This is a genomic window from Pseudomonas cremoris, from assembly GCF_014230465.1.
In genome coordinates this window covers 300,893-325,585 of the sequence record NZ_JAAXCY010000006.1, presented here as the reverse complement: position 1 = coordinate 325,585, position 24,693 = coordinate 300,893, and the positions used below count along the sequence as shown (strand labels likewise).

Sequence of the window (24,693 nt, the reverse complement as noted above, 5' to 3'; positions counted from 1 at the left end):
GAGTCTACCAGCTTCGTTGCCCGCTGGCTTGAGTGTGAATATGTGCGCTGACCTGTGGAGCTTTGCCCTCTCGACTTACGCCCGTCCGGGCGTCGAAGCCGCTTGCCTTCGTCTTCAGGAGCAAGGTGCGGATGTGTGCCTGTTGCTCTGTGGCGCTTGGTTGGAACAGCGCGGTGTCGCGCTTGAGCCGCGGCGTCTGCTGGCGTTGCAGCAGCTTGCCCGGCCATGGCGAGTCGACGTGATCGAACCGTTACGGCAGGTTCGGGTGCAATGGCGCGCCATGGCGCAGCAGGATGAGCAATTGGCAGCGTTACGGGAGCGGATCAAAGCCCTGGAGCTGGATGCCGAACGAGAGTTACTAGTGCGTCTGGAAGCGTTGGCACAGGGATGGCCGACGGGGATGAAAGGTCAACAACAATGGATGGAAGGATTGGCGGCTGAGGATGCCGCCAACCTTGACCACGACGCGCTGCAGCTGCTGCGCGTCGTGGCCACCGGCACTTAGGAAGCGCTGGTTGGGGTGGTGCTTGGTGCGACCGGTGCAGGCGAGCTGCTGGCCGATGCGGTTGGAGCGGTGGACGCTGCCGGGGTTGCAGCAGGGGCTGCAGGCTTGGCCGGAGCTGGTTTGGCGGCTGGTTTAGCGGCTGGTTTTGCAGCAGCAGGTTTGGCAGCTGGCTTAGCGGCCGGCTTTGCAGCAGCAGGCTTGGTAGCTGGCTTGGCGGCTGGTTTTGCAGCAGCGGTTTTAGCAACTGGCTTCGCGGCCGGTTTTGCAGCAGCGGTTTTAGCAGCTGGCTTAGCGGCCGGTTTTGCAGCAGCAGGTTTGGCAGCTCGCTTGGCGGCTGGTTTTGCAGCAGCGGTTTTAGCAGCTGGCTTGGCGGCCGGTTTTGCAGCAGCGGTTTTAGCAACTGGCTTGGCGGCTGGTTTGGCAGCAGCGGTTTTGGCAGCTGGCTTGGCGGCTGGTTTGGCAGCAGCGGTTTTGGCAGCTGGCTTGGCGGCTGGTTTGGCAGCAGCGGTTTTAGCAGCTGGCTTGGCGGCTGGTTTTGCAGCAGCGGTTTTAGCAGCTGGCTTGGCGGCTGGTTTTGCAGCAGCGGTTTTAGCAGCTGGCTTGGCAGCAGCTTTTGCCGGGGTACGAGCACCCAACACTTTGGCTACGGCTTCCTTCACACGGCCAACGCCCTGAGCCAGTTTCAGGCTTTCTTGAGCATCTTTTTTGAGTTGGGAAATGTAGGTGCGGGTTTCGGCTTGGCGATCCTTGAGGGCGTCCAGCAGGTCCTCAAGTTCTTTGACGGCGTCTTTGGCTTTGGCTTGTGCCTTGGCCTTGCCGGCAGTGGCGGCGCCTTGCAGTTTGGTGCGGGATTTGTGCAGCTTCTCTTGCGCTTTACCGCGTTGCTTTTCCAGCTTGGCGAGCAGTTTTTCTGCATCGGCCAGGGCTTGGGAGCAAGCGCTTTCCAGATGTTCGAGCAAGCTGCCCGAGAGTTGTTGGAGTAAATGCAACGGGGTATTAACAGGCTTCTGTTTGGCCGACATGGTTTACCTCCTGGCTGACGTGGGTGCGGCTCATACTAGCCCTCTGCTCTTACCGCCGCTAGGGCATGTTGACAGTATCGTTTGCCTTGCGTTGCAACGTACGAAAATTCTTATCGATATAACGAAAATACGCGGCACTTTTTACCTACTCACACTGGCATAATCCGTCGCACTTTCGGCGGGAGAATGCCCCATGTCGCGTTACGTTTTTCTGGTGCTGGGCTTGGCGATTTCGATGGCCAATGCGAGCGAGCAATCGCCACCCAAAACCCCTTCGCAGGATCAGCACGACCTCGCCTACAGCCTAGGCGCGAGTCTAGGTGAACGCCTGCGCCAAGAGGTTCCGGACCTGCAGATCCAGGCCCTGATCGACGGCCTCAAGCAGGCCTATCAAGGCAAACCCCTGGCGCTGGAAAACACCCGCATCGAACAGATTCTTGCTCAACACGAAGCCCAGGGCGAAGCCGACGCGCAGGCCCCTCAAAGTGAAAAAGCATTGGCTGCCGAACAACAATTCCTGAGCAAGGAAAAAGCCCTAAAAGGCGTACGCGAGCTGGCGGGTGGAATTCTGCTCACCGAACTTGCCGCGGGCACGGGCGACAAGCCGTTGGCCAGTGACCAAGTCCAGGTGAAGTATGTGGGTCGACTGCCCGATGGCACCGTCTTCGATCAAAGCACTCAGCCGCAGTGGTTTCGTCTAGACAGTGTGATCAGTGGCTGGGGCAGCGCATTGCAGCAGATGCCAGTAGGCGCGAAATGGCGCCTGGTGATTCCATCAGCCCAAGCGTATGGCGCCGACGGTGCCGGTGAGCTGATCCCGCCCTACACACCGTTGGTTTTTGAGATCGAGTTGCTCGGCACTCGTCACTGACGCAATAAAAAACGGTGCGCAATGCGCACCGTTTTTTTATCTCACCGCAAAGGTCAGGCCTGGGTGGCCGCCTCTTCCTTGTGAGCGTTGTGTAGCACTTCGATCAGGCAGTCTTCCAACTCGAAACGCTCATGAAGCAAGCCACCCAGCTCCTTGAACTTTTCGGCAACACACTTTCCGGCATCACACAGGTCAGTGAACGCCAGCAGCTTTTCGGTGATGACATCGATGCGCGGGTAAATCGTCTCAGCCAAGTCCAGGCCACGCTGATCGTCGAAGGCTTCCGCCTCCTTGGTCAGTTGTTCGTAGACGCCGAAATGACCGGCTGATACGTAGTCCACCAACACACCGCAGAAGTCCTGCAGCGGTTCACGGTTCTCTGCCAGTGCTTCGGGCTTGGCGCCGAGAGCATCAAAGGCCCGAACCAGTTCGTGACGTGCCTTCAACCAGCTGTCGATCAGCTTGTGCCCCCCACCCCAGCGTTCCTGAGCATTCTGACAACTTTCCAGCATGATGATCTCTCTTCCCTAGTAGGGGCGCTGCCGCCTGGTGCCCGCGCAACACTTCAAGGATAAAGCAGCAGCCGGACAAGGCCGCATCTGAAAAATGGTTTCTGTAGCGCGTGCGGGCCAGATTATGCCCGCATGACTATGGCTTCAAGGTACGCAGGAGAGAAAGTTCATACAAGTGTTTAATCCCGACCTACAAACTGCCCACTGCGTTTAACGCCTCGTGAGGTGTAAACGCTGGCTAAAGAACAATCGCGAAAACTGCATGATTCCCAGGATCAGCATCGCTACGAAGAACAAAAGGCTCCACTCGGGAAGGCTCAAGTCAAACAGGGTCCAGTTGATTTCCACGCAATCGACAGTGCCCTTGACGGTCAACTGCAACGCCTGCCAAAACGACAGGTTTTCGATCATGTAATGCAGGCTGGGCCAACAGTCGGATGCCTGGTCTGGCGCGACGTTTTGTAGCAGCACCTGGCGTACTGCGGTTATGGCACCCAATACCGCACAGCCCATGCTTGCCGTCCCATACCAATAGAGGGTGGAGCGCTGGGGATTATGAAAGGCAGCGACCAGATTGATCAGTACGAAGGCCGCCAGGAAAACACGCTGCATCTGGCACAGGAAGCAAGGACGCAACGACGCACCGAACTCAAGGTAAAAAGACCCAGCCAGCGTCAGCGCACCCGCCATGAACGCCAGGAAAAACAATGAACGTGAAGGGGCCAAAGACATGCTTTATCCGCATCGCGAAAGACAGGCCGCTACGTTAGAGGAAAGGCCCAATCCCTTTCAACACGCACCGCAGCAGACGATTCCGCGAGAGGCCAGGGACATCCCGTCAAAACATGGAAGACGTCGAACAATACAGCGTAGGATTTGACTGATAGCCGACCCAGCCCCAGCACTTTCGGGACCATCGAAGAGTTGGCTTTCAGACACCTCTGATCCAACCCTTCAACTCTGCCCTACATCAAGCTCGGGCGGGAACTGGCAGCGGTGACGCCAACAAGCGGCTATCCAACAGGCCAAGACCTTCCTGGAACAGCTGGTTGCTGCGTTCGGTATCACCCAACTGGGCCAGCAAGCGTGCCAGCTCGGCACAGGCCTCAGGGTTGCGCTGCACTTGCAGGCTGCTTTCCAGGTAATCCCGCGCCTTGCCCCACAGGCTGTTCTGCAGGCACAGGCGGCCCAACGTCAGCAGCAAGCTGGCATCGCCGGGATGGTCCTTAAGCCAACCTTCGGCAAATTTCAGTTGCCGGGCCGGGTCACTGCCACGCAGCAGACCGTAGAGACGGATCAGGTGGCTGTCGTAATCGCGCTTGATAGCAACACGCAACGCCTCCTCGGCCTTGGCATCGGCGCCCAATTGGCGCAATTGCTCGGCATAGGCCAGGACCAGTTGCGGCTCTTGGCGCTGGGCGGACGTCAGTTGTTGCCAGGCACGCTCGAGGGACTGCAGACCGGCCTCGCCCTGCTCTTCACGCTGGGCCGCCAGGCTAAGGTTCTCACCCCAGGCGCGGCGCTCCAGTTCAGCCAATTCACTGGCGGGCAGCACCTTGTCCTTGCGCAATTCCGGCAACAGGCGGATCACCGCCGACCAGTCGCCGCGCTGCTGATGCAGACGCTGTAGTTGGCGCAATACTTGGGCATTGTGAGGGTGACGCTCGTGCATGGCCTGCAAGGTGACCAGGGCCCCCTCGGTATCACCGCGATCCAATTGCAGCTGCGCGTGGCTCAAGGCAACCGCCAGTTCAGCCTGGGGTTGGCGCTCCAAGGCGCGCTCCAGCAAGCCGTCCGCCTCCTCATAACGCCCCTGCTCATTGGCCGCACGGGCTGCGCCGAGGTAATACAGCAAGGGTTGGCGCTCGGCTTCGGCGGCACGGTGCAGGTGGCGTTCGGCACTCGCCCAGCGGCCTTCGGCGAGGTCCATCTGGCCCTGCTCGATGGCGATCTGCACACGACGACTGCGGTTGCGCCGCGACCACGGATTGACCACCCCACCGGAGGTGGTTACCAGGCTCAGCAGCACGCGAACCAGATAGATCGCCATGCCTATGACGAACACCGCCACCAGAGTGGCCCACAGGCTCGACTCGTAATGCAGCACATGCGGGTAAGTGATCAGCACATAGCCCGTGTGTTTCGAAATGCCCACAGCCAGTGCCAGGGCGATCGCAATCGCCAACACCAGGATCACATAGAAACGCTTCATCGGCTCTACTCCTGCTTCGGCGACGTGGCCGCCGGCGTGGCCAACGCCTTGGCCTCATCGGCGGACAGATGCCGACGCTCAAGGTAGGCCTGCACCGCAGCCAGGCTCGCAGCCAGGTCCGGAGTCACCACCGAGACGGCCTTGGGCTCAAGCTCGGCAATACGTGCGAGCATCGCCTTGCTCTGCGGGTTATCCGGGTTGAAGTTGTCTTGCAGTACGCTGCGCGCCTCACCCAGCGAGCGGCTATACACCGCCGACTCTCCATTGAGCGCCGCCCATTGCGCCTGCTCCAGCGCCAGGCTGAGGGCCAGGCGCACCTGATTCAAGCCTTGGCCAGCCAGCAGCGGACGGATGTTGTCGTCGGGGTTGAAGTCGATACGGAAGTAGCGGGAAATCTGCTCCCACCACTGGCTCCAACGGCTGTCCGTATCCGTGGTCGGACGCCCTTGGGAAGCGGGATCGGTGAGCTGATATTCCGGGGCGATGGCCGCCAGTTGCACCACTTGGTCACGCAGCGCTGCCAGTTGCAGGTACAAGCCGGTACGGTCCGGCTGCTCGGTGCTGCGCAACGCGGCCAGGCTCTTGGCCAGTTGCTCGCGGGCTGCGTAGGAGCCTGGATCGCTCTGCTCACGCAGGATCTCGTCAGCGCCTTGCACCAGCGACTGGGCGCTGTTGATGTCCTGCAGCGCTGACAGGCGCAAGCTCGCCAGTCGGATCAAATGCTCGGCTTCGGCCAAGCGCCAGTCCTGGCGACTGGCGCCTAGCACGGTTTCCAGGCGCTGGCTCAGCCGCTGCTGGTCACCCTGCAGTTGGGCGACCAGACGACGGCGCTCTTCCAGCTCATCCGCGCCCGGCAACTGCGCCAAACGCGCGGCCAACTGTTGCTGGCTCTGTTTGAGGGATTGGGCTTGATCGTCGAGGGTCTGCACCTGGCCCAACTGCTGCTGGCTGCTGGCTTGCAGGGCACGGACCTGCCAGATCCCCCAACCGCCGGCGGCAACACCGGCGGCGCCCAACAACAAGGCGATAATTGCCAGGCCATTGCCACGGCGCGGCGTGCTGACCGGTGACTCAACCGGCGCATCGAGTGCGGGTTGGGTTTCATCTTTAGGCAAGGCTGTTTCGCTCACGTATCCGTCCTTTGCGTATCAGAGAGTGGCGGCGGCTTTCCTTAAAAGGTCGTGCTACGCAACGCCACTAACAAAGCCGCGGCACTCGCGCCACGACAATCCACAACTTTTTCTGCGCCAGCAGCCTGCGCCATCTCCTGGACTCGCGGGCTGGGCACGAACAACGGCAGCTGTGCCACCTGGGGCCAATCGGCGCCAGCCAGGGTTTGCAGATGTAAAAAACCCTGCCCACTGCTGACCACTACGCCGTTCAAGCGTTCCAACTGGATGCGCTGCGTCAGGACGCCCGCTTCGTAGGCCGGAAGGAAACGGCGATACAACTCCAGATAATCGACACTAGCACCTTGCTCGCGTAAACGCTGCGCCAGCAGCTCTCGACCGCCCTCGCCCCGCAGGATCAATACCCGCGCGCCGGGGCGCGCAACAGCCTCGCGCAACGCAGGCAATTGAAGCAAGGCCTCGCTGTCATCGCCAGTTTGCGGATAGTGAACGTTGAGACCGTGTTCGGCCAGTACCTGTGCGGTGGCCGCGCCGACGCTGAACCACGGCAGTTGCGGCCAGGGTTGATCCAACTGTTGCATCGCAAGGCGCGCGGCCGGCTTGCTTACCACGATCACCGCGCAATAACGGCCCAGGTTACGGAAAATGGCTTGCTGCTCAGGCGTGACCGCCAGCGGCTGAATATCCAGCAATGGCAAGCTGCTGCTGAAAATACCAGCGTCGGACAGCGACGCCGCCAAGGCCGTCGACTCCTCGGCAGGCCGCGTCAGCAGCACTCGCCATTCGGTCACTGCGGGCCGGCCTCGCCGTAGACCTTTTGCAGGATCGCGCCGGCGCCCTTGTCCAGCAGTTCTTCGGCAACCTGGATACCCAGGGCCGAGGCGTCACGTTGCGGGCCACGCACTTCGGCGGTCAGCAGGGTGCCACCGTCCGGATCGCCCACCAGGCCACGCAGCCACAGGTTTTCACCTTCAAGCACCGCATAGCAGGCAATCGGTACCTGACAGCCGCCGTTGAGGTGCTTGTTCAGGGCGCGCTCCGCCGTGACGCGCACTTCGGTGTCGTGGTGATCGAGGGGCTTGAGCAGGGCGTGGATTTCAGTGTCGGCGGTGCGGCACTCGATGCCCACGGCGCCCTGACCGCCTGCCGGCAAGCTCTCTTCGACGCTGATGGCCGAGGTGATGCGATCTTCAAAGCCGAGGCGGATAAGGCCGGCGGCAGCGAGGATGATCGCGTCATATTCACCAGCGTCCAGCTTGGCCAAGCGGGTGTTGACGTTGCCACGCAAGAAACGGATCTGCAGGTCCGGGCGGCGAGTCAGTAACTGTGCCTGGCGGCGCAAGCTGGAAGTGCCGACGATACTGCCCAGAGGCAGTTCATCCAGGGATGCATAGGTATTGGAAACAAAGGCGTCGCGCGGGTCTTCGCGCTCGCAGATGCAGAACAGGCCCAGGCCTTCGGGGAAGTCCATGGGCACGTCTTTCATCGAATGCACGGCGATGTCGGCTTCGTTTTCCAGCAGCGCGGTTTCCAGTTCCTTGACGAACAAACCCTTGCCGCCGATCTTCGACAGCGGCGAGTCCAGCAGCTTGTCGCCGCGACTGACCATGGGCACCAGGGACACCGTAAGCCCAGGATGGGCCTGTTCAAGGCGTGCTTTGACGTATTCGGCCTGCCACAAGGCCAGGGCACTTTTACGGGTGGCGATGCGGATTTCGCGAGAGGACATGGATCAATCCGTACTGAATAGATACGGCAGATAATAACAGCTCAGGCAAATGCGCTTTGATTTGAATCAGCAAGTGCGGGGCCTCCCTGGCCACGCCGCACCGGGATATGCAATGCAGACCGCGCCACAGCCCTTGGGCTAAAGCTGCTGCATCATCTTGCGCACACCGGCGACATGGCGCCGGCTAACGATCAAGGCGTCGCCGTTCAGCCCTTTCAGGAACAACTGGAAATGTCCCAGGGGCGTGCGTTGCAAGCGCTCTATGCGCTCGCGAGCCACCAGCGCATTGCGGTGGATGCGTACGAAACGGTCGCCAAACTCATCTTCAAGGGCCTTGAGCGGCTCATCGAGCAAGACTTCGCCAGCCTCATGACGCAGGGTCACGTACTTGTGGTCGGCAATAAAATAGACCACCTGGCTCAGGGGAATCAGCTCGATACCTTTACGTGTGCGGGCACTGATATGGCTTCGCGGCCCGTTGCCACTTTGGGCGGCCGGCTGTGTCAGGGCGGCGAGTTGTACGCGGTTGGGACGCTCGGCTTTTTTCAGGGCCTTGAGCAACGCTTCGCCGCTCACCGGCTTGGCCAGGAAGCTTACGCCGCTGGCTTCCAGCGTTTCCGCAGAAAACTCGTCCTGGCCTGCGCAAAACACCACGGAGGGCGGGGATTCTCGCTCGCTCAGGCGGGCAGCAACTTGCAGGCCATCGAGGCCCGGCATGCGGATATCGAGCAACACCACATCTGGCTTGAGGCTGTCGATCAGGGTCAACGCCTCCTCGCCATTGGTGGCGCTAGGCTCAAGGACTGTATAACCCTCGAGATCACTGACCAAACGGCTCAGTCGCTCGCGGGCTTGGGGTTCGTCATCAACGATCAGGACATTCATATTGCGCTGGATTCCTGCGTGAGTCTCGCACAAGGATAGCGTAGACAGGTGCGGTGACTTGCGTCACAGCGATCCACGCTAAGACTAGCGCGAGCGGTAAAAAGTGCCCTCGAAGTGGCACCCATATTTACCCGGACCTGTTCAATAACGCCCAAGACCTGCTGCCTTCGGGCACCGTCATAGGGTTTGCTGATACACAATCCGAATACCCCCCGTTTTAAATGGTTAGTCTGGGCTATGACCGCATCACCCGACTTTGGTGCATTCACACACTATCAGTCCAACTGTAGACGCTCACTGAGACGGCATTGCTCAATCGTCAAATATCGTTTCAATGTACCTCTATCTCCAGTCTCGTCCTGGACGCGGTCGACGGCAAGGCACTTAGCCATCCTTTGCACAAATAAAAATGCCGACGACCCGCAGCACCGCGTGCCCAGGCAACCCTGTTATTATCGCCGGCACACTTCCATGCCTCTTTATTAAGCAGATCACGAGCGAATCCATGAGCACCGACAAGACCAACCAGTCCTGGGGCGGCCGCTTCAGTGAACCCGTCGACGCCTTCGTCGCCCGCTTCACCGCCTCCGTCACTTTCGACCAGCGCCTGTACCGCCACGACATCATGGGCTCCATCGCCCACGCAACGATGCTGGCCAAGGTCGGCGTGCTGACCGACGCCGAGCGCGACAGCATCATCGACGGCCTGACCACCATTCGTGGCGAGATCGAAGCCGGTACGTTCGACTGGCGCGTCGACCTGGAAGACGTGCACATGAATATCGAGGCCCGCCTCACCGACCGCATCGGTGTGACCGGCAAGAAGCTGCACACCGGCCGTAGCCGTAACGACCAGGTCGCTACCGACATCCGCCTGTGGCTGCGGGACGAAATCGACCTGATCCTGTCCGAAATCACCCGCCTGCAAAAAGGCCTGCTGGAGCAGGCCGAGCGCGAATCGGACACCATCATGCCCGGCTTCACCCATCTGCAGACCGCGCAGCCTGTGACCTTCGGCCACCACCTGCTGGCCTGGTTCGAGATGCTCAGCCGCGACTACGAGCGCCTGGTAGATTGCCGCAAGCGCGCCAACCGCATGCCCCTGGGCAGCGCCGCATTGGCCGGCACCACCTACCCGATCGACCGCGAATACACCGCGCAATTGCTGGGCTTTGATGCCGTGGGCGGCAACTCCCTGGACGGCGTGTCCGACCGCGACTTCGCCATCGAATTCTGCGCCGCCGCCAGCATCGCGATGATGCACCTGTCGCGTTTCTCGGAAGAGCTGGTGCTGTGGACCAGCGCGCAATTCCAGTTCATCGACCTGCCGGACCGCTTCTGCACCGGCAGTTCGATCATGCCGCAAAAGAAAAACCCCGACGTGCCCGAGCTGGTACGTGGCAAGAGCGGCCGCGTATTCGGCGCGCTGATGGGCCTGCTGACCCTGATGAAAGGCCAACCGCTGGCCTACAACAAGGACAACCAGGAAGACAAGGAACCGCTGTTCGACGCCGCCGACACCCTGCGCGACTCGTTGCGTGCCTTTGCCGACATGATCCCGGCGATCAAGCCCAAGCACGCGATCATGCGTGAAGCGGCGCTGCGCGGGTTCTCCACCGCAACGGACCTGGCGGACTACCTGGTGCGCCGTGGCCTGCCGTTCCGTGACTGCCACGAAATTGTCGGCCATGCCGTGAAGTACGGCGTGGACACCGGCAAGGACCTGGCGGAAATGAGCCTGGAAGAACTGCGCCAATTCAGCGACCAGATCGAGCAGGATGTATTTGCCGTGCTGACCCTGGAAGGCTCTGTGAATGCCCGTAACCACATCGGCGGCACTGCGCCGGCGCAGGTGAAGGCAGCGGTGGTGCGCGGCCAGGCGTTGCTCGCTAGCCGCTAAACCGAGCATTCAGCAACAACTCGGTTAAACCTGTGGGAGCGGGCTTGCTCGCGAAAGCGGAGTGTCAGTCGATACATTCGTCGACTGACACTCCGCTTTCGCGAGCAAGCCCGCTCCCACATTTTGATTTACCACACTCCTGACTACTTCTTCGCCGCAACCATCGCCATAAACGCCGGCATTGCCGCTTCGCGGTCCGCCGCCACTTTTTGCGCGTTGGGCAGGGCATGCAGCTTCTCCAGCAACTCCTTGGCCGCCGGCAACCCGTCCAGTAAATCCAACCCAAACAGCTTCTCGCCCACACCACAGGCGAGGTTCACGCTGTACATGAAGTACAGATCCGCCAGCGTAAAGCTCTCTCCCGCCACATACGGCGCAAACTTGCCGTGCCGAGCCAACGCGCCAACCCCCAGCAGCAACTCGGCCTTGGATTTGTCCTTGATCGCCTGCGGTACCGGCATGCCAAAAAATGCTTCGGCGAAACAGGCGCGGGCGGGCAGCTCGATATACAGCTCGATCTCCCGGCACAGCGCCAGTACCTGGGCGCGCTGGAACGGGTCCGCCGGCAGCAGCGAGGGGCCTTCCTGGGTTTGCTCGATGTATTCGAGGATCACACTGGTTTCGTTGATAAACCCTTGCTTGACCCCCAGCACCGGCACCTTACCTCGTGGGCTTACCGCCAAGGCTTGCGGGGTTTGCCCGGCATAAAAAGGCACTTCTTCGAAAGGCAGCCCTTTCTCCAACAGCGCCAGCTTGACCATGTTGTAGTAGTTGCTGACCGAGAATCCGTAGAGCTTGAGCATTGCGTCTGCCTCCAGGCCGGGAATGGGGTTGGCTGCAAGAGTTATAGATCCCAAGGCTCCACCTGACCAGCAGCATCACCTGCCTGAATGGAGGTAGACTGGCGCCCTTTCCTTGAGGAGCCTGCCATGAGCGAGCCGACCGATATCGACAACGACGAAGAAGAATTCGCCGAGACCACCCTGATCGAAGCAATCGAAAACCAGATCGAGAGCGAAAACCCGCCAGCGGCCAAGGCTACGTTCAACAAACTGACCCTTGTCGGTTATGAACGTGAAGAGATCCTGCAATTGATGGCCCACGTGCTTGCCGTCGAGATCGATGCGCTGCTGGAAGAGGACCGCGCGTTCAATACCGAATGGTATGAAACTGCGCTGCGCGCCCTGCCGACACTGCCGCCCGAAAAGCAATAATCCCGGCCCGCAGTTACACGCTGGACAGTTCGGCAAAGTGCGTTCACCTTATGGCCTGCTAGCCTCTAATAAATTCTTAGAAAGTCTGGAGTCCTTATGTCGTATACCCCTGAGTTGGTTGCCGAACTGGAAATCCTTGTACTCTTCCCATTGGACAGCACCAAGGAAGGTCTGAAAGTCCACCAGACCGCCGCCCCTACTGCCATCGCCGCTGCCAAACGTCTCCATGCAAAAGGTCTTATTGACCAGCCGGACGGGGGCTATCTGACCAGCCTCGGTCGCGATGCGGCAGAGCAGGCCCAAACCCTGCTGACGATCCTGACTACCGCCAATACCAAAGAAGCTGCCTGACACCCGATCCCGCCCATGGAGTCCGCCGATTGCGGATTCCGAGGGCGTTGCTGTGGGCGGCACAGAATTCTGACGTCAAAAACCATTTCCCGCTAAACCTCCTACGCTACTGGCTGTAAACTCCAACACGGCCGCCCACGTCGGGCTCTGCGAGCCACCGAATTCGACATGACCCGCACCCATGAAATCCGCCCCGACCTGGACGAAGGCATCGACCGCAAGGTGCTGGCCCAGTTGCGCGCGCGGTTCATGGCGCTTAATGAAGGCCGCATGGCCCGGGCAATCGAAGGGCTGACACCGCGCCAGCAAAGCGTATTGACCCTGTTGCCGCTGTTTTTTCACGTCAACCATCCGCTGTTGCCCGGTTATGTCTCCGGTAGCACGCCCGCCGGGCTGTCGAACTTCGAACCCGACGCCCAAGCCCTGACCGAAGCCCAGCGCCTGACCCGTTCGTTCTCCTACAAGCCGCGTCATGGCAACCCGCCACGGCCGATCCATGGACTGTTCCTGATGGGCAGCCTCGGCACCCTGGCCCAGGCTGACCAAAGCGATATGGATGTGTGGGTATGCCACGCACCGGATCTGGGTGAGAACGAGCTGGCTGAACTGCGCAAAAAATGCCAATTGCTGGAAACCTGGGCCCTGAGCATGGGCGCCGAGGCGCACTTCTTCCTGATCGAGCCGACACGCTTTGTGCTGGGCGAGCGCGACACCCAACTCAGCTCCGACGATTGCGGCACCACGCAGCATTACCTGCTGCTGGACGAGTTCTACCGCACCGCCATCTGGCTCGCCGGACGCACGCCAATCTGGTGGCTGGTGCCGGTGTATGAAGAAACCCGCTATGCCGAGTTCACCCACACGCTGATCTCCAAACGTTTTATCCGCGCCGATGAAACCCTCGACCTCGGCCACTTGGCGCGCATCCCGCCTGGAGAGTTCATTGGTGCCGGGCTGTGGCAACTGTTCAAGGGCATCGAGTCGCCCTACAAATCGGTGCTCAAGCTGCTGCTTACCGAGGTCTATGCGAGCGAACATCCCAACGTGCATTGCCTGAGCCTGCGCTTCAAGCGTGCGGTGTTCGCCAACCAGATGGACCTGGACGAGCTGGACCCGTACATCGTGGTGTACCGCCGCATCGAGGAATACCTCAAGGCGCGCAATGAGCCAGAACGCCTTGAACTGGTGCGGCGCGCGCTCTACCTGAAGGTCAACCGCAAGCTCAGTGCCGGTCAGCGCAGTACCAGTTGGCAACGTTTGCTGCTGGAGCGCCTGGCCCACGAATGGGGCTGGGACCAACGCCAATTGGCGTTGCTCGATAGTCGCAGCCAGTGGAAAGTGCGCCAAGTGGCCTCCGAACGGCGCGCGCTGGTCAATGAGCTGAACTACAGCTATCGCTTCTTGACCCAATTCGCCCGCACCGAGCAGACCGTCAGCCTGATCAACAAGCGCGATCTCAACGTACTGGGCCGGCGCTTGTACGCCGCCTTTGAACGCAAGGCGGGCAAGGTCGAGTTCATCAACCCCGGCATCGCCCCGGACCTGGCCGAAGACACCCTGACCCTGGTGCAATCGCCCAACCGCAAGGAGCCCGGCCAACATTACTGGGGCCTGTATAACGGCAACCTGACGGCCCAGGAGTCGGAACACTTCGCGCCGATCAAACGCAGCCGAGACCTGCTGGAAATGCTCACGTGGTGCCATCGCAACGGCGTGATCGACAGCAGCACCCGCCTGGCACTACATCCAGGCACCAGCGACATGACTGAATTCGAGCTGTTTAACCTGTTGGGCAGCCTGCAACAGACCATCGCCCTGCCCCTGGCCAGCGTCGATGAAGAACGCCTGCTGCGTTCGGCAGTGCCCGAGGACGTGTTGCTGCTGATCAACGTCGGCGTCGACCCGCTCAAGCATCACCGCGACCTGAATATCCTCATGACCACCGAGCGCACCGACTCCCTGAGTTATGCCGGTGTGCGCGACAACCTGGTACTGACCCTGGACCAGGTCACTCTCAATAGCTGGAACGAGGTGATGGTCAGTCGGTATGACGGCCCCCACGCCCTGCTCGACTGCCTGCGTGACTACCTCAATCAACTCCCGCCTGATCACTTGCCGCGCCTGCGGGTGCGCTGCTTCTGCCACAACCGCGCGCAGTTCATTGCCCAACGCGTGGAAGAGATCTTCGACACCGCGCAGAACCTACTGCTGGGCCAGTCCAACCACCGTTACCTGCTGCAAGTGCAGCAGCACTATCACGTGATGGAGTTGGTACCCGGCCAAGCCACCCATGTCTCCCTGGCAACCCAAGACGCGCTGATCGCCTACCTCAGCGAAGAACAGGCCAGCTACAGCCCGCTGCACCTGGACGCGATGGCCCTGGAAGACCACGACCTGGCGCTGCTGCTGCCGATGGGCATGGCCGATTGCGTGCAAGTGTTCTACCGGGTCAATGAAGGCTTCGCCGAGCTGTACGTGCTGGATGAGTTCAACGCGCTTTGGCAACAGCGCCTGCCGTTTCATGATGAGCAGAGCTTGCTGGCGCCGCTGCAGCGGTTTTTACAGTCGATCATCTACCGTCGGGATGCGCTGTCACCGCTGGACCCACAAGAACCGTTGGGCGCGGTGCAAACTTTGTATTACCAACTGTTGCCATCGGGCAGCAGTCGCGCGCGCGGCATCGAGCCTCGGCCAGCGCCGCAGAATCCGGCGAACAAACCGTTTTATGACGTACAGGCGATTATCGGCAAGGCCGCACCGGGCCAGGTGGGCATTACCCTGTACTGCAATCAGCGAGAGTTCTCCGAGCTGGAGTTTGGCGACCAGTTATTTGCCGTGGTCGCCCAGGAGATCGTCGGGCAGCGCCAGGAGACCGAACGCTACCGCTGCTACATCACCGACCTGGACCTGTCGGGCCTGCTCGGTGATGTGCAAAGCCCGAGCAACCTGTACCTGCGTTACAAGTCCGAGCTGGAGCTGTCGCTCAACGAGGCGTTGAGCCAGCTTTAAAGAGGGAAAGCGCCGCCGTCTTTGGGCTGGCCTTCCACGCTGAGCAATTCCAGCTTGAGGGTCTTGCCACCGGGTGCCGGCCAGTCGATGTGCTGGCCCACTTGCAAGCCGAGCAACGCGCTGCCCACCGGGGCCAGGATCGAAATTTTGCCTTCGTCGGCATTGGCGTGCTTCGGGTAGACCAGGGTCAGGTGGTAGTCCTTGCCACTGCCTTGCTCACGGCAATGCACGCTGGAGTTCATGGTCACGACACCCGCAGGTACTTCATCGTGGCCAACCACGTCTTCGGCGCGGTCGAGTTCGGCTTGCAACGCTTCGACACCGGGAGACTCGTCGCCCAGGCGGTCGATCAGTTGCTCCAGACGCTGCACGTCAAGGCGGGTGAGGATGATGGACGGTGCGGTGGTCATGATTCAGGCAGACTCCTTTTTTCTGCACAAAAAAGCAAAACCCCGCCAGAAAAAGGCGGGGTTCTCACGAGCCTCGATGAGTTGAGGCGTAGCCGGACACTACCACAGCGTCACAAATAAACAAGACGACCTCAGGCGCGAGCCCTGCGCTGCTCGGCCTCGGCGCAGATCACCCGGCGCCGTGCATCGTCGGCGGAGCGCCATTCCCGGATGTCTTCCACATGACGGAAGCAACCGAGACAGACTTTCTCCTCGTCCAGGCGACACAAACTGATACAAGGTGACGGCACCGCCGGGCTGACATTGCTGAACAGCGGCTTGGGCGGGCGTACAGGTGCAGGCTGAGTCACGATCAAATCTCGTCGAAATCCAGGTCAGCGCCGGACTGTTCCTTGGTCAGGCGAGCAAGCATTTCGCTCAGCAGTTCCTCGGTGGTGTCATGCGCCCAACGGTTTTCTTCTTCGTCGTAATCGAAGTGGAAACCACCGGTGCGTGCGGCCAGCCACAACTGGCGCAGAGGTTCCTGGCGACTGAAGATCAGTTGGGTGCCGTTTTCAAACTTGACGGTCAGCACGCCGGCCGAGTTTTCCAGGTCCACGTCCAGGCCGCTGTCGTCGAAAATATCTTCCAGCGCCTGCTGGGTCGAATCCACCAGGTCGTGAAAACGGGCTTCGGTCAAACTCATTGTGGCAACCTCAAAAGTGTCTGGTTTTGCTCAAGCGCCGCACGATACGGGCGAGCCTCGCCGATTGCAAAGGATACCGATTTCATCACGATTGGCGGTATGAAATATCCCCGGCCGGCTTAGTCCGCTTCTCGACTATCTCGGCAAACCCCCGCCGGACGGGTATTTCAGCGCATAGGCAAGCTGGCGGGTGGTCGGTATACTCGGGCGCAATTAATGCATATTCAAGGATTTCGCCATGAAGCGCCTGATCTCTTCCCTTGCTGCGCTCGTCGCGGTCGCTTGCCTCGTTAGTGCCTGTGGTCAAAAAGGCCCGCTGTACCTGCCCGATGACAGCAAAGACCCGAACGACCAGGCGCAAACATCGCAATCCAAAGCGCATAAGCACGACACCTACTAAGGGAAACCCATGGACGCTTTTAACTACCGGGACGGCGAGCTGTTCGCGGAAGGCGTGGCGTTGTCCGCGATTGCCGAGCGCTTTGGCACCCCGACCTATGTGTACTCCCGTGCGCATATCGAAGCCCAATATCGCTCCTTCACCGACCCACTGGACGGCGTTCCACACCTGGTGTGCTACGCGGTCAAGGCCAACTCCAACCTGGGTGTACTGAATGTCCTGGCGCGTCTGGGCGCCGGTTTCGACATCGTTTCCCGTGGCGAGCTGGAACGCGTGCTGGCCGCTGGCGGCCAGGCTGACAAGATCGTGTTCTCGGGCGTCGGCAAGAGCCGCGAAGACATGCGCCGCGCCCTGGAAGTTGGCGTGCATTGCTTCAACGTCGAGTCCACCGACGAGCTGGAGCGCCTGCAGGTCGTGGCCGCCGAGATGGGCGTTCGCGCGCCGATCTCCTTGCGCGTCAACCCGGATGTCGATGCCGGCACCCACCCGTACATTTCCACCGGTCTCAAAGAGAACAAGTTCGGCATCGCCATCGCCGACGCCGAAGACGTGTACATCCGCGCCGCCCAACTGCCGAACCTGGAAGTGCTGGGCGTCGATTGCCATATCGGCTCGCAACTGACCACCCTGCCGCCGTTCCTCGATGCCCTCGACCGCCTGCTGGCGCTGATCGACCGCCTCGGCGAATGCGGCATCTACCTGCACCACATCGACCTCGGTGGCGGCGTGGGCGTGCGTTATCGCGATGAAGAACCGCCGCAGATCGCTGACTACATCAACGCCGTGCGCGAGCGCATCGAAGGCCGTGGCCTGACGCTGATGTTCGAGCCGGGCCGCTATATCGTTGCCAACGCCGGCGTGCTGCTGACCCAGGTTGAATACCTCAAGCACACCGAGCACAAGGATTTCGCCATCGTCGACGCGGCGATGAACGACCTGATTCGCCCGGCGCTGTACCAGGCCTGGATGAACGTCACTGCCGTGACGCCGCGCAATAGCGAAGCCCGCGCCTACGACATCGTCGGCCCGATCTGCGAGACCGGCGACTTCCTGGCCAAGGATCGTCAGCTAGCCCTGGAAGAAGGCGACCTGCTGGCCGTGCATTCGGCCGGTGCCTACGGGTTTGTCATGAGCTCCAACTACAACACCCGCGGCCGTACCGCCGAGGTGCTGGTGGACGGTGATCAAGCGTTTGAAGTGCGTCGCCGCGAGACGGTAGCCGAGTTGTATGCTGGCGAAAGCCTGCTGCCGGAGTAAGCCATGCTGCTGCGTTTTACCAAGATGCACGGGCTGGGCAATGATTTCATGGTCCTCGACCTGGTCAGCCAGCACGCGCACATCCTGCCCAAGCACGCCAAACAGTGGGGCGACCGACACACCGGCATTGGTTTCGACCAGTTGCTGATCGTCGAAGCGCCGAGCAACCCGGAAGTGGATTTCCGTTACCGGATCTTCAACTCCGACGGTTCCGAAGTGGAACAGTGCGGCAACGGTGCACGCTGCTTTGCGCGCTTTGTGCTGGACAAGCGCCTGACCGCCAAGCGGCAGATCCGCGTCGAGACCAAAAGCGGCGTGATCGAACTGGATATCCGCAGCGACGGCCAGATCAGCGTCAACATGGGCGCGCCACGCCTGGTGCCGGCGGACATTCCGTTCCAGGCCACCGAGCAGGCCACCAGCTATGCGGTCGACGTCGACGGCCAGGTCGTCGACCTGGCAGCCGTGTCCATGGGCAACCCCCATGCGGTGCTGCGGGTCAACGACATCAACAACGCGCCCGTGCATGAATTGGGGCCGAAAATCGAACACCACCCGCGCTTTCCGGCACGGGTCAATGTGGGCTTCCTGCAGGTGATCGACCGTTCCCGTGCGCAATTGCGCGTGTGGGAACGCGGCGCTGGCGAAACCCAGGCTTGCGGTACCGGTGCTTGCGCCGCTGCCGTGGCCGCGATCAGCCAGGGGTGGATGGATTCGCCGCTGTTGATCGACCTGCCCGGTGGACGTTTGTCCATCGAATGGGCAGGCCCAGGCCACCCGGTGATGATGACCGGGCCGGCCTCGCGCGTATACGAAGGACAGGTCCGTCTATGAGTGAGCGAAGCTAATGACCGATAAGCCTCAAGTACCCGCAGAAGCGTCCCCGAGCGAAAGTCTGGAGGCCGCTGCCGTCGCGGCGTACCTTGAGGCTAATCCGGACTTTTTCGTCGATCACGAAGAACTCCTGCCGGCCCTGCGCATTCCCCACCAGCGCGGCGACACCGTCTCGCTGGTGGAGCGGCAAATGAAGATCCTGCGCGAGCGCAATATCGAAATGCGCCACAAGCTCTCGCACCTGATGGACGTGGCCCGCGACAACGACCGCCTGTTCGAGAAAACCCGCCGCCTGATCCTGACCCTCATGGACGCCTCCAGCCTGGAAGAAACGGTAATCGCCGTCGAAGACAGCCTGCGCCAGGACTTCCAGGTACCCTTTGTCAGCCTGATCCTGTTCAGCGACAACCCGATGCCGGTGGGTCGTTGGGTCAGCGGCAGCGAAGCGCAAACCGCGATTGGCGGCTTGCTGTCCGAAGGCAAGACCATCAGCGGCACGTTGCGCGAGCATGAACTGGACTTCCTGTTTGGCGCCGAACAGCGCAAGCAGATCGGCTCCACCGCCGTGGTCGCCCTCAGCCATCAGGGCCTGCATGGCGTGCTTGCCATCGCCAGCCGCGATCCTGCGCACTACAAAAGCTCGGTCGGCACCCTGTTCCTGACCTACATCGCCGAAGTGCTGGGCCGCGTCCTGCCACGCTTCACCACCGCCCTTCGCGCGGTGCGCTAGCCATGGAACGGCAACTGGACGCTTATTGCGCTCACCTGCGCAACGAGCGCCAAGTGTCGCCCCATACGCTGGAAGCGTACCGACGGGACTTGAACAAGGTCCTGGCGTACTGCGAAAAACAGCAGATCAGCAGCTGGAAGGCCCTGGATATCCAGAGCCTGCGCAGCCTGATCGCGCGTTTGCACCAGGCTGGCCAATCCTCGCGCAGCCTGTCGCGCCTGCTTTCTGCGGTACGTGGCCTCTATCATTATTTGAACCGTGAAGGCCTGTGCGACCACGACCCAGCCAATGGCCTGTCGCCGCCCAAGGGCGAGCGACGCCTGCCCAAGACTCTGGACACCGACCGCGCCCTGCAACTGTTGGACGGCGCGGTAGAGGACGACTTCCTGGCCCATCGTGACCAGGCAATCCTGGAGCTGTTCTACTCTTCGGGCCTGCGCCTTTCAGAACTGACCGGGTTGAACCTCGATCAACTGGACCTGGAGGACGGCCTGGTGCAGGTACTCGGCAAAGGCAGCAAGACGCGCGTACTCCCGGTGGGTAGAAAGGCTCGGGAAGCCTTGCAGCTATGGTTGCCGTTGCGTCTTCTGACCGACCCGGCGGACGATGCCGTCTTTGTCAGCCAGCAAGGCCGCCGCCTGGGCCCACGGGCTATCCAGGTACGGGTCAAGGCCGCCGGCGAGCGTGAACTGGGGCAGAACCTGCACCCGCATATGCTGCGGCACTCCTTTGCCAGCCATATGTTGGAGTCCTCCCAGGACCTGCGCGCCGTGCAAGAACTACTCGGCCACTCCGACATCAAGACCACGCAGATCTACACCCACCTGGACTTCCAACACCTTGCAACGGTGTACGACAGCGCCCATCCACGGGCCAAACGCATCAAGGGCGGCGACTCATGAGTATCAAGCTGATCACCTTCGACCTGGACGACACGCTCTGGGACAACGTACCCGTCATCATCAGCGCCGAAGCGTCGATGCGCGAATGGCTGGCGACCCATGCGTCCAAGGTCGGCGACTTGCCGCTGGAGCACTTCGCCGCCCTGCGCAAGCAGGTGCTGGAGCGTCATCCGGAGCTCAAAAACCGTATCAGCATCTTGCGCCACCGGGTCTTGATGCACGCGTTCGAAGAAGCGGGTTATCCACAGCCACAAGCCACGGAAATGGCGGATGTATGCTTTGAGGCGTTCATTCATGCACGCCATCAACTCACGCCCTTTCCCGAAGCCGAGCCGATGCTCCAAGCATTGCGCCAGCACTTCCTGCTGGGTGTGATCACCAACGGCAATGCGGATGTGCAACGTGTTGGCCTGTCGCACTACTTCCACTTTGCCCTGCGCGCCGAAGATATCGGCATTGCCAAGCCGGATGCGCGTCTGTTCCAAGAGGCGTTGCAGCGCGGTGGGGTGGATGCGAGTGCGGCGGTGCATATTGGTGATCACCCGGGGGATGACATTGCCGGGGCGCAGCAGGCGGGGCTTCGGGCGGCGTGGTTTAACCCGACGGGTAAGGTGTGGGATACGGATAAGCGCCCGGATGCCGAGATTCGTAACCTGTCAGAGTTGCCAGAGTTGCTTCGCAGCTGGCAATAACACCGCGAATCAAAACTGTGGGAGCAAGCCCGCTCCCACATTGGTATGCGGTGAGCCTTAAGGTATTCGTTCCAGACATGAAAAAGCCCGCAGCGACGGCGGGCTTTTTCTTACAAGCAGGTGGCTGACCTCAGATAGGTCGGCTGCCGTACTTGTTATCCGGCTTCTTCGGTGGATCTGCTACCACGTTAGCCTCGACTTCCTGCACTTTGCCGCCTTTAGCGAGGAACTCTTCCATCGCGCGGGCCAGGGCATCACGCTCTTTGTTCTTGGCTTCAACGCTTGGCAGCTCATCTACCGACACCGCAGCCTTGGCTTTGCCTTTGGCAGTCGGAGCAGGTGCATCATCGCCACCGTCGTCGTCAGCAACGTCTTCCGCCGCCGCTTCAAGACCTTCTTCGGTGTCGTCTTCGTCACCTACTTCGAGTTCGTCGTTTTCCAGATCATCGTCGCTCATGTTCTACCTCATGACTTGCGAAAAGCAGATTAGTTATAGCCCAGCTTCGCCAACTGTCGAAGGCCGCCGGAAAAAAATCAACATCCACTGGATAACCAGTGGCTTATGCCCCATCACCGTGCACGGTGGCGAGGACTTTACGAGCACCGTCATGATCACGGTGCTCGTCCAGATAACACGTGGCACGCCTTCAGTTCTGCGCCCATCGGCGCGCATTCTAGCGCGCTCTGGGAAAAAACAAAGTGTCGAATACGCCTACATGCCTGTAAGACATTCGCAGGGCGAAAAGTGCCCCGCGCGTACCAGCACAAACTCCAGGGAAAAACCGTTACAGCATTCTGAGACTGACAAACACCAGGCAAAAAAATGCCCGGCAAGCCGGGCATCTTTTTTTACGCGTACTTACAAGTTGTAGCCGCGTTCGTTGTGTTGTGCCAGGTCGAGGCCAACCGCTTCCTCTTCCTCGGTAACCCGCAGGCCCATGACCGCATCCAGCACCTTGAGGATGATGAAGGTCACGATGGCCGTGTAGATCACGGTGAAACCGACGCCTTTGGCCTGGATCCAGACCTGTGCAGCCACGTCAGTCACGGTGCCGAAGCCGCCCAGTGCAGGGGCCGCGAACACGCCAGTAAGGATCGCACCAACGATACCGCCGATACCGTGCACGCCGAATGCGTCCAGGGAGTCGTCGTAGCCCAGTTTGCGCTTGAGGCTGGTGGCGCAGAAGAAGCAGATCACACCGGCTACCAAGCCGATCACCAAGGCACCCATCGGGCCTACGGTGCCAGCGGCAGGGGTGATTGCCACCAAGCCTGCAACCACACCCGAGGCAATGCCCAGCGCGCTTGGCTTACCGTGGGTGACCCACTCGGCGAACATCCAGCCCAATGCCGCAGCAGCGGTAGCGATCTGGGTGACCAGCATCGCCATGCCGGCAGTGCCGTTGGCAGCAGCTGCGGAACCGGCGTTGAAGCCAAACCAGCCAACCCACAGCATCGCCGCGCCCACCAGGGTGTAGCCCAGGTTGTGCGGCGCCATTGGGGTGGTCGGGAAACCTTTGCGCTTGCCGAGCACGATGCACGCTACCAAGCCCGCCACACCGGCGTTGATGTGCACCACGGTGCCGCCTGCGAAGTCCAGCACGCCCCAGTCGCCCAGCAGCGAACCCGGGCCGCCCCACACCATGTGGGCAATCGGCGCGTAGACCAGAGTGAACCAGACGCCCATGAAGATCAGCATCGCGGAGAACTTCATACGCTCAGCGAAAGCACCGACGATCAGCGCAGGGGTAATGATGGCGAACGTCATCTGGAAGGTGACGAACACCGCCTCAGGGAACAGCGCCGCAGGGCCAGTAATGCTCGCCGGGGTCACACCCGACAGGAACAGTTTGGACAGGCCGCCCACGAACGAGTTGAAGTTGACGACGCCCGCTTCCATCCCGGTGGTGTCGAACGCCATGCTGTAGCCGTAGACGAACCACAAGATGGTGATCAGACCGGTGATGGCGAAGCACTGCATCATCACGGAAAGAATGTTTTTGGAGCGCACCATGCCGCCGTAGAACAGCGCCAGGCCTGGAATGGTCATGAACAGCACCAGCGCGGTGGATGTGAGCATCCACGCGGTGTCGCCGGAATTGAGGACTGGAGCAGCCACTTCGTCTGCCGCCATGGCCAGGCTTGGCATTACGATGGACAACAGGGCTCCGAGCCCTGCGAATTTACGCAGAGTCATATTGTTTTCTCCTGGGGCGTTGGGGTTTGGCGGCTTAGATTGCGTCGGTATCGGTTTCGCCGGTACGGATGCGAATAGCCTGTTCCAGATTGACCACGAAGATCTTGCCGTCACCGATCTTGCCGGTGTTGGCGGCCTTGGTTATCGCCTCGATAACCCGGTCAAGATCCTTGTCGTCAATGGCGACATCAATCTTCACCTTCGGCAGGAAATCGACCACGTATTCCGCGCCGCGATACAGCTCGGTGTGACCCTTCTGCCGACCGAAGCCTTTGACCTCAGTAACGGTAATGCCCTGCACGCCGATCTCGGACAACGACTCGCGTACATCGTCCAACTTGAACGGCTTGATGATGGCAGTGACTAGCTTCATGAAAACTCTCTCCCGAATTGGTGGACTTGCCCCAGGAAAACAAACCCGTCTCAAGTCTAAGCGCAGTGCCTGGCTTTGTAACGCGTCGTCGCAAAGGCAATTGCCGTTGTGACGCCAGCGAACCACTGGTGACGAAACCTGTACCCCTGATCCGTCGGCGCACTGCATTCGTCACAGCGACTGCATCAGTGCATGGGTCATGATCGTCTAAGCAGAAACCTTGCCAGCTCCGTAAAAATCACTGAAATCAGTCCTTTGCCCACCTAAGCCCACCTGCGGGGCTTTTTCGCGACGGCAATGCGCACAAAAACGGTGCGCGCACGCCAGGCACTTTGCGCGAAAAGCGTGCGCCCAAGGCCGTGAAAAAGACTATAGACGCCGCGTGATACACTGCCGGCCAACAGTTTTCCGGACTATTTCCCATGCTCGCGCCCAAAGACCTCCTCGACGCCCTGAGCGGCCACGCCTCTCGCCTGTTCAGCGGCGACACCCCGCTGCCCCGCAACGAAATCGAAAGCCAGTTCAAGGCATTGCTGCAAAGTGGCTTCAGCAAACTCGATCTGGTGAGCCGGGAAGAGTTTGATAGCCAGATGGTGGTGTTGGCGCGCACGCGTGCGCGGCTTGAGAGCCTGGAAGCGAAAGTCGCCGAGCTGGAAGCGCGATTGACACCGCAACCTGCTGAATAAACGCAGTCCATGTGGGAGCGGGCTTGCTCGCGAAGGCGGTGGGTCAGTTAGCTATGTGCTGGCTGACACTCCGCCTTCGCGAGCAAGCCCGCTCCCACATTTGTCTTGCTCCGCTCTTTGGATACGTTCTGTAAAACCTCTCTGCCTCGCTTTTCCCCGCCTCGCCTACCCTTGAAAAACCCGCAGG

At 60.6% G+C, this 24,693-nt stretch carries 28 protein-coding genes and 1 pseudogene; 13 read left to right on the top strand and 16 right to left on the bottom strand.

Annotated features, from left to right (window positions below):
- The first annotated feature begins 40 nt into the window (after positions 1-40).
- Positions 41-505 (top strand): TIGR02444 family protein, encoded by a 465-nt coding sequence (locus HF257_RS17505; protein WP_185709825.1) that lies wholly within the window; start codon positions 41-43, stop codon positions 503-505.
- On the opposite strand, the gene HF257_RS17500 is transcribed toward HF257_RS17505, so the two are convergent.
- Positions 502-1,527, bottom strand: a complete 1,026-nt coding sequence (locus HF257_RS17500) for an AlgP family protein (protein ID WP_185712103.1) — start codon at positions 1,525-1,527, stop codon at positions 502-504. The two genes, HF257_RS17505 and HF257_RS17500, sit on opposite strands and share 4 nt — an antisense overlap.
- Positions 1,528-1,720: 193 nt before the next feature.
- Between HF257_RS17500 and HF257_RS17495 the strand changes: the two genes are divergently transcribed.
- Complete coding sequence (locus tag HF257_RS17495; protein WP_185709950.1) at positions 1,721-2,398, top strand: FKBP-type peptidyl-prolyl cis-trans isomerase; 678 nt, start codon at positions 1,721-1,723, stop codon at positions 2,396-2,398.
- Positions 2,399-2,451: 53 nt separating this feature from the next.
- Here the strand turns inward: HF257_RS17495 and rsd are convergent, their stop codons facing one another.
- From rsd to HF257_RS17460, 7 genes are all read right to left on the bottom strand, one after another.
- Positions 2,452-2,910: a sigma D regulator gene (gene rsd, locus HF257_RS17490; protein WP_185712102.1), complete on the bottom strand. Its 459-nt coding sequence runs from the start codon at positions 2,908-2,910 to the stop codon at positions 2,452-2,454.
- Between the two features lie 210 nt (positions 2,911-3,120).
- A complete protein-coding gene (locus tag HF257_RS17485; RefSeq protein ID WP_185709952.1) occupies positions 3,121-3,642 on the bottom strand; it encodes a disulfide bond formation protein B in 522 nt (173 codons plus the stop codon).
- A 238-nt stretch (positions 3,643-3,880) separates the two neighbouring features.
- Positions 3,881-5,122, bottom strand: coding sequence for a heme biosynthesis protein HemY (locus tag HF257_RS17480; protein ID WP_185709953.1), 1,242 nt, complete (start codon positions 5,120-5,122; stop codon positions 3,881-3,883).
- A 5-nt stretch (positions 5,123-5,127) separates the two neighbouring features.
- Positions 5,128-6,252, bottom strand: a complete 1,125-nt coding sequence (locus HF257_RS17475) for a uroporphyrinogen-III C-methyltransferase (RefSeq protein WP_185709954.1) — start codon at positions 6,250-6,252, stop codon at positions 5,128-5,130.
- Between the two features lie 41 nt (positions 6,253-6,293).
- Positions 6,294-7,043, bottom strand: coding sequence for a uroporphyrinogen-III synthase (locus tag HF257_RS17470; RefSeq protein WP_185709955.1), 750 nt, complete (start codon positions 7,041-7,043; stop codon positions 6,294-6,296).
- Complete coding sequence (gene hemC, locus HF257_RS17465) at positions 7,040-7,981, bottom strand: hydroxymethylbilane synthase (protein ID WP_185709956.1); 942 nt, start codon at positions 7,979-7,981, stop codon at positions 7,040-7,042. Before hemC ends, HF257_RS17470 begins: the two co-directional genes overlap by 4 nt.
- Before the next feature lie 138 nt (positions 7,982-8,119).
- On the bottom strand, positions 8,120-8,866 hold the full coding sequence (locus HF257_RS17460) for a LytR/AlgR family response regulator transcription factor (RefSeq protein ID WP_185709957.1): 747 nt from the start codon (positions 8,864-8,866) through the stop codon (positions 8,120-8,122).
- A 505-nt stretch (positions 8,867-9,371) separates the two neighbouring features.
- Here HF257_RS17460 and argH point away from each other — a divergent pair.
- Positions 9,372-10,766 carry an argininosuccinate lyase gene (gene argH / locus HF257_RS17455; RefSeq protein WP_185709958.1) on the top strand — a complete coding sequence of 465 codons (1,395 nt, stop codon included), beginning with the start codon at positions 9,372-9,374 and terminating at the stop codon, positions 10,764-10,766.
- A 143-nt stretch (positions 10,767-10,909) separates the two neighbouring features.
- Here the strand turns inward: argH and HF257_RS17450 are convergent, their stop codons facing one another.
- Entirely contained in the window at positions 10,910-11,569 is a 660-nt protein-coding gene (locus HF257_RS17450; RefSeq protein ID WP_185710033.1) for a glutathione S-transferase family protein, read from the bottom strand.
- Positions 11,570-11,695: 126 nt separating this feature from the next.
- Here HF257_RS17450 and HF257_RS17445 point away from each other — a divergent pair, with 126 nt between their 5' ends.
- The 3 genes from HF257_RS17445 to HF257_RS17435 all read left to right on the top strand — a co-directional run bounded on the left by HF257_RS17445 (position 11,696) and on the right by HF257_RS17435 (position 15,340).
- Positions 11,696-11,980 carry a hypothetical protein gene (locus tag HF257_RS17445; protein WP_185709959.1) on the top strand — a complete coding sequence of 95 codons (285 nt, stop codon included), beginning with the start codon at positions 11,696-11,698 and terminating at the stop codon, positions 11,978-11,980.
- A gap of 96 nt (positions 11,981-12,076) precedes the next feature.
- Positions 12,077-12,331 carry a TIGR02647 family protein gene (locus tag HF257_RS17440; protein ID WP_014720451.1) on the top strand — a complete coding sequence of 85 codons (255 nt, stop codon included), beginning with the start codon at positions 12,077-12,079 and terminating at the stop codon, positions 12,329-12,331.
- A 168-nt stretch (positions 12,332-12,499) separates the two neighbouring features.
- The gene (locus HF257_RS17435; protein ID WP_185709960.1) at positions 12,500-15,340 is read left to right on the top strand and encodes a class I adenylate cyclase; all 2,841 of its coding nucleotides are present in this window, start codon (positions 12,500-12,502) and stop codon (positions 15,338-15,340) included.
- Here HF257_RS17435 and rnk read toward each other — a convergent pair.
- The 3 genes from rnk to cyaY all read right to left on the bottom strand — a co-directional run bounded on the left by rnk (position 15,337) and on the right by cyaY (position 16,435).
- Positions 15,337-15,750: a nucleoside diphosphate kinase regulator gene (gene rnk / locus HF257_RS17430; protein WP_135311347.1), complete on the bottom strand. Its 414-nt coding sequence runs from the start codon at positions 15,748-15,750 to the stop codon at positions 15,337-15,339. The genes HF257_RS17435 and rnk overlap by 4 nt on opposite strands.
- 131 nt (positions 15,751-15,881) lie before the next feature.
- The gene (locus HF257_RS17425) at positions 15,882-16,100 is read right to left on the bottom strand and encodes a DUF1289 domain-containing protein (RefSeq protein WP_185709961.1); all 219 of its coding nucleotides are present in this window, start codon (positions 16,098-16,100) and stop codon (positions 15,882-15,884) included.
- Between the two features lie 2 nt (positions 16,101-16,102).
- Positions 16,103-16,435, bottom strand: coding sequence for an iron donor protein CyaY (gene cyaY, locus HF257_RS17420; RefSeq protein ID WP_034116382.1), 333 nt, complete (start codon positions 16,433-16,435; stop codon positions 16,103-16,105).
- A gap of 238 nt (positions 16,436-16,673) precedes the next feature.
- Here cyaY and lptM point away from each other — a divergent pair, with 238 nt between their 5' ends.
- From lptM to HF257_RS17390, 6 genes are read left to right on the top strand one after another with little or no spacing between them, the layout of a single operon-like run.
- The gene (gene lptM / locus HF257_RS17415; protein WP_074851643.1) at positions 16,674-16,835 is read left to right on the top strand and encodes an LPS translocon maturation chaperone LptM; all 162 of its coding nucleotides are present in this window, start codon (positions 16,674-16,676) and stop codon (positions 16,833-16,835) included.
- Positions 16,836-16,844: 9 nt separating this feature from the next.
- A complete protein-coding gene (lysA, locus tag HF257_RS17410) occupies positions 16,845-18,092 on the top strand; it encodes a diaminopimelate decarboxylase (RefSeq protein ID WP_185709962.1) in 1,248 nt (415 codons plus the stop codon).
- Positions 18,093-18,095: 3 nt separating this feature from the next.
- Entirely contained in the window at positions 18,096-18,926 is an 831-nt protein-coding gene (gene dapF / locus HF257_RS17405) for a diaminopimelate epimerase (RefSeq protein ID WP_185709963.1), read from the top strand.
- A gap of 13 nt (positions 18,927-18,939) precedes the next feature.
- A complete protein-coding gene (locus tag HF257_RS17400; protein WP_185709964.1) occupies positions 18,940-19,656 on the top strand; it encodes a DUF484 family protein in 717 nt (238 codons plus the stop codon).
- Positions 19,657-19,658: 2 nt separating this feature from the next.
- A complete protein-coding gene (gene xerC / locus HF257_RS17395; RefSeq protein ID WP_185709965.1) occupies positions 19,659-20,558 on the top strand; it encodes a tyrosine recombinase XerC in 900 nt (299 codons plus the stop codon).
- Positions 20,555-21,250 carry an HAD family hydrolase gene (locus tag HF257_RS17390; protein WP_185709966.1) on the top strand — a complete coding sequence of 232 codons (696 nt, stop codon included), beginning with the start codon at positions 20,555-20,557 and terminating at the stop codon, positions 21,248-21,250. Before xerC ends, HF257_RS17390 begins: the two co-directional genes overlap by 4 nt.
- Before the next feature lie 130 nt (positions 21,251-21,380).
- On the opposite strand, the gene sutA is transcribed toward HF257_RS17390, so the two are convergent.
- The 4 genes and pseudogenes from sutA to glnK all read right to left on the bottom strand — a co-directional run bounded on the left by sutA (position 21,381) and on the right by glnK (position 23,820).
- The gene (gene sutA / locus HF257_RS17385) at positions 21,381-21,707 is read right to left on the bottom strand and encodes a transcriptional regulator SutA (RefSeq protein WP_135289349.1); all 327 of its coding nucleotides are present in this window, start codon (positions 21,705-21,707) and stop codon (positions 21,381-21,383) included.
- 103 nt (positions 21,708-21,810) lie between these two features.
- Positions 21,811-21,882, bottom strand: a pseudogene (locus HF257_RS33480) (secondary thiamine-phosphate synthase enzyme YjbQ); the annotation flags it as partial.
- A gap of 227 nt (positions 21,883-22,109) precedes the next feature.
- Positions 22,110-23,447: an ammonium transporter gene (locus tag HF257_RS17380; protein ID WP_025856327.1), complete on the bottom strand. Its 1,338-nt coding sequence runs from the start codon at positions 23,445-23,447 to the stop codon at positions 22,110-22,112.
- Positions 23,448-23,481: 34 nt separating this feature from the next.
- On the bottom strand, positions 23,482-23,820 hold the full coding sequence (gene glnK / locus HF257_RS17375; protein WP_002555808.1) for a P-II family nitrogen regulator: 339 nt from the start codon (positions 23,818-23,820) through the stop codon (positions 23,482-23,484).
- Between the two features lie 422 nt (positions 23,821-24,242).
- On the opposite strand from glnK, the gene HF257_RS17370 reads away from it, so the two are divergent.
- The gene (locus tag HF257_RS17370) at positions 24,243-24,506 is read left to right on the top strand and encodes an accessory factor UbiK family protein (RefSeq protein WP_185709967.1); all 264 of its coding nucleotides are present in this window, start codon (positions 24,243-24,245) and stop codon (positions 24,504-24,506) included.
- Positions 24,507-24,693: the final 187 nt, after the last annotated feature.

What these genes read in the sequence shown, in the direction of transcription:
- HF257_RS17495 (WP_185709950.1), top strand. Translation starts at nt 1,721, where the DNA reads ATGTCGCGTTACGTTTTTCTGGTGCTGGGCTTGGCGATTTCGATGGCC.
- HF257_RS17480 (WP_185709953.1), bottom strand. Translation starts at nt 5,122, where the DNA reads ATGAAGCGTTTCTATGTGATCCTGGTGTTGGCGATTGCGATCGCCCTG.
- HF257_RS17450 (WP_185710033.1), bottom strand. Translation starts at nt 11,569, where the DNA reads ATGCTCAAGCTCTACGGATTCTCGGTCAGCAACTACTACAACATGGTC.
- sutA (WP_135289349.1), bottom strand. Translation starts at nt 21,707, where the DNA reads ATGAGCGACGATGATCTGGAAAACGACGAACTCGAAGTAGGTGACGAA.
- glnK (WP_002555808.1), bottom strand. Translation starts at nt 23,820, where the DNA reads ATGAAGCTAGTCACTGCCATCATCAAGCCGTTCAAGTTGGACGATGTA.
- HF257_RS17460 (WP_185709957.1), bottom strand. Translation starts at nt 8,866, where the DNA reads ATGAATGTCCTGATCGTTGATGACGAACCCCAAGCCCGCGAGCGACTG.
- HF257_RS17500 (WP_185712103.1), bottom strand. Translation starts at nt 1,527, where the DNA reads ATGTCGGCCAAACAGAAGCCTGTTAATACCCCGTTGCATTTACTCCAA.
- rnk (WP_135311347.1), bottom strand. Translation starts at nt 15,750, where the DNA reads ATGACCACCGCACCGTCCATCATCCTCACCCGCCTTGACGTGCAGCGT.
- HF257_RS17390 (WP_185709966.1), top strand. Translation starts at nt 20,555, where the DNA reads ATGAGTATCAAGCTGATCACCTTCGACCTGGACGACACGCTCTGGGAC.
- HF257_RS17380 (WP_025856327.1), bottom strand. Translation starts at nt 23,447, where the DNA reads ATGACTCTGCGTAAATTCGCAGGGCTCGGAGCCCTGTTGTCCATCGTA.
- cyaY (WP_034116382.1), bottom strand. Translation starts at nt 16,435, where the DNA reads ATGAGTTTGACCGAAGCCCGTTTTCACGACCTGGTGGATTCGACCCAG.
- HF257_RS17370 (WP_185709967.1), top strand. Translation starts at nt 24,243, where the DNA reads ATGCTCGCGCCCAAAGACCTCCTCGACGCCCTGAGCGGCCACGCCTCT.
- HF257_RS17445 (WP_185709959.1), top strand. Translation starts at nt 11,696, where the DNA reads ATGAGCGAGCCGACCGATATCGACAACGACGAAGAAGAATTCGCCGAG.
- HF257_RS17485 (WP_185709952.1), bottom strand. Translation starts at nt 3,642, where the DNA reads ATGTCTTTGGCCCCTTCACGTTCATTGTTTTTCCTGGCGTTCATGGCG.
- xerC (WP_185709965.1), top strand. Translation starts at nt 19,659, where the DNA reads ATGGAACGGCAACTGGACGCTTATTGCGCTCACCTGCGCAACGAGCGC.
- lptM (WP_074851643.1), top strand. Translation starts at nt 16,674, where the DNA reads ATGAAGCGCCTGATCTCTTCCCTTGCTGCGCTCGTCGCGGTCGCTTGC.
- HF257_RS17440 (WP_014720451.1), top strand. Translation starts at nt 12,077, where the DNA reads ATGTCGTATACCCCTGAGTTGGTTGCCGAACTGGAAATCCTTGTACTC.
- HF257_RS17505 (WP_185709825.1), top strand. Translation starts at nt 41, where the DNA reads ATGTGCGCTGACCTGTGGAGCTTTGCCCTCTCGACTTACGCCCGTCCG.
- dapF (WP_185709963.1), top strand. Translation starts at nt 18,096, where the DNA reads ATGCTGCTGCGTTTTACCAAGATGCACGGGCTGGGCAATGATTTCATG.
- HF257_RS17435 (WP_185709960.1), top strand. Translation starts at nt 12,500, where the DNA reads ATGACCCGCACCCATGAAATCCGCCCCGACCTGGACGAAGGCATCGAC.
- argH (WP_185709958.1), top strand. Translation starts at nt 9,372, where the DNA reads ATGAGCACCGACAAGACCAACCAGTCCTGGGGCGGCCGCTTCAGTGAA.
- rsd (WP_185712102.1), bottom strand. Translation starts at nt 2,910, where the DNA reads ATGCTGGAAAGTTGTCAGAATGCTCAGGAACGCTGGGGTGGGGGGCAC.
- lysA (WP_185709962.1), top strand. Translation starts at nt 16,845, where the DNA reads ATGGACGCTTTTAACTACCGGGACGGCGAGCTGTTCGCGGAAGGCGTG.
- hemC (WP_185709956.1), bottom strand. Translation starts at nt 7,981, where the DNA reads ATGTCCTCTCGCGAAATCCGCATCGCCACCCGTAAAAGTGCCCTGGCC.
- HF257_RS17400 (WP_185709964.1), top strand. Translation starts at nt 18,940, where the DNA reads ATGACCGATAAGCCTCAAGTACCCGCAGAAGCGTCCCCGAGCGAAAGT.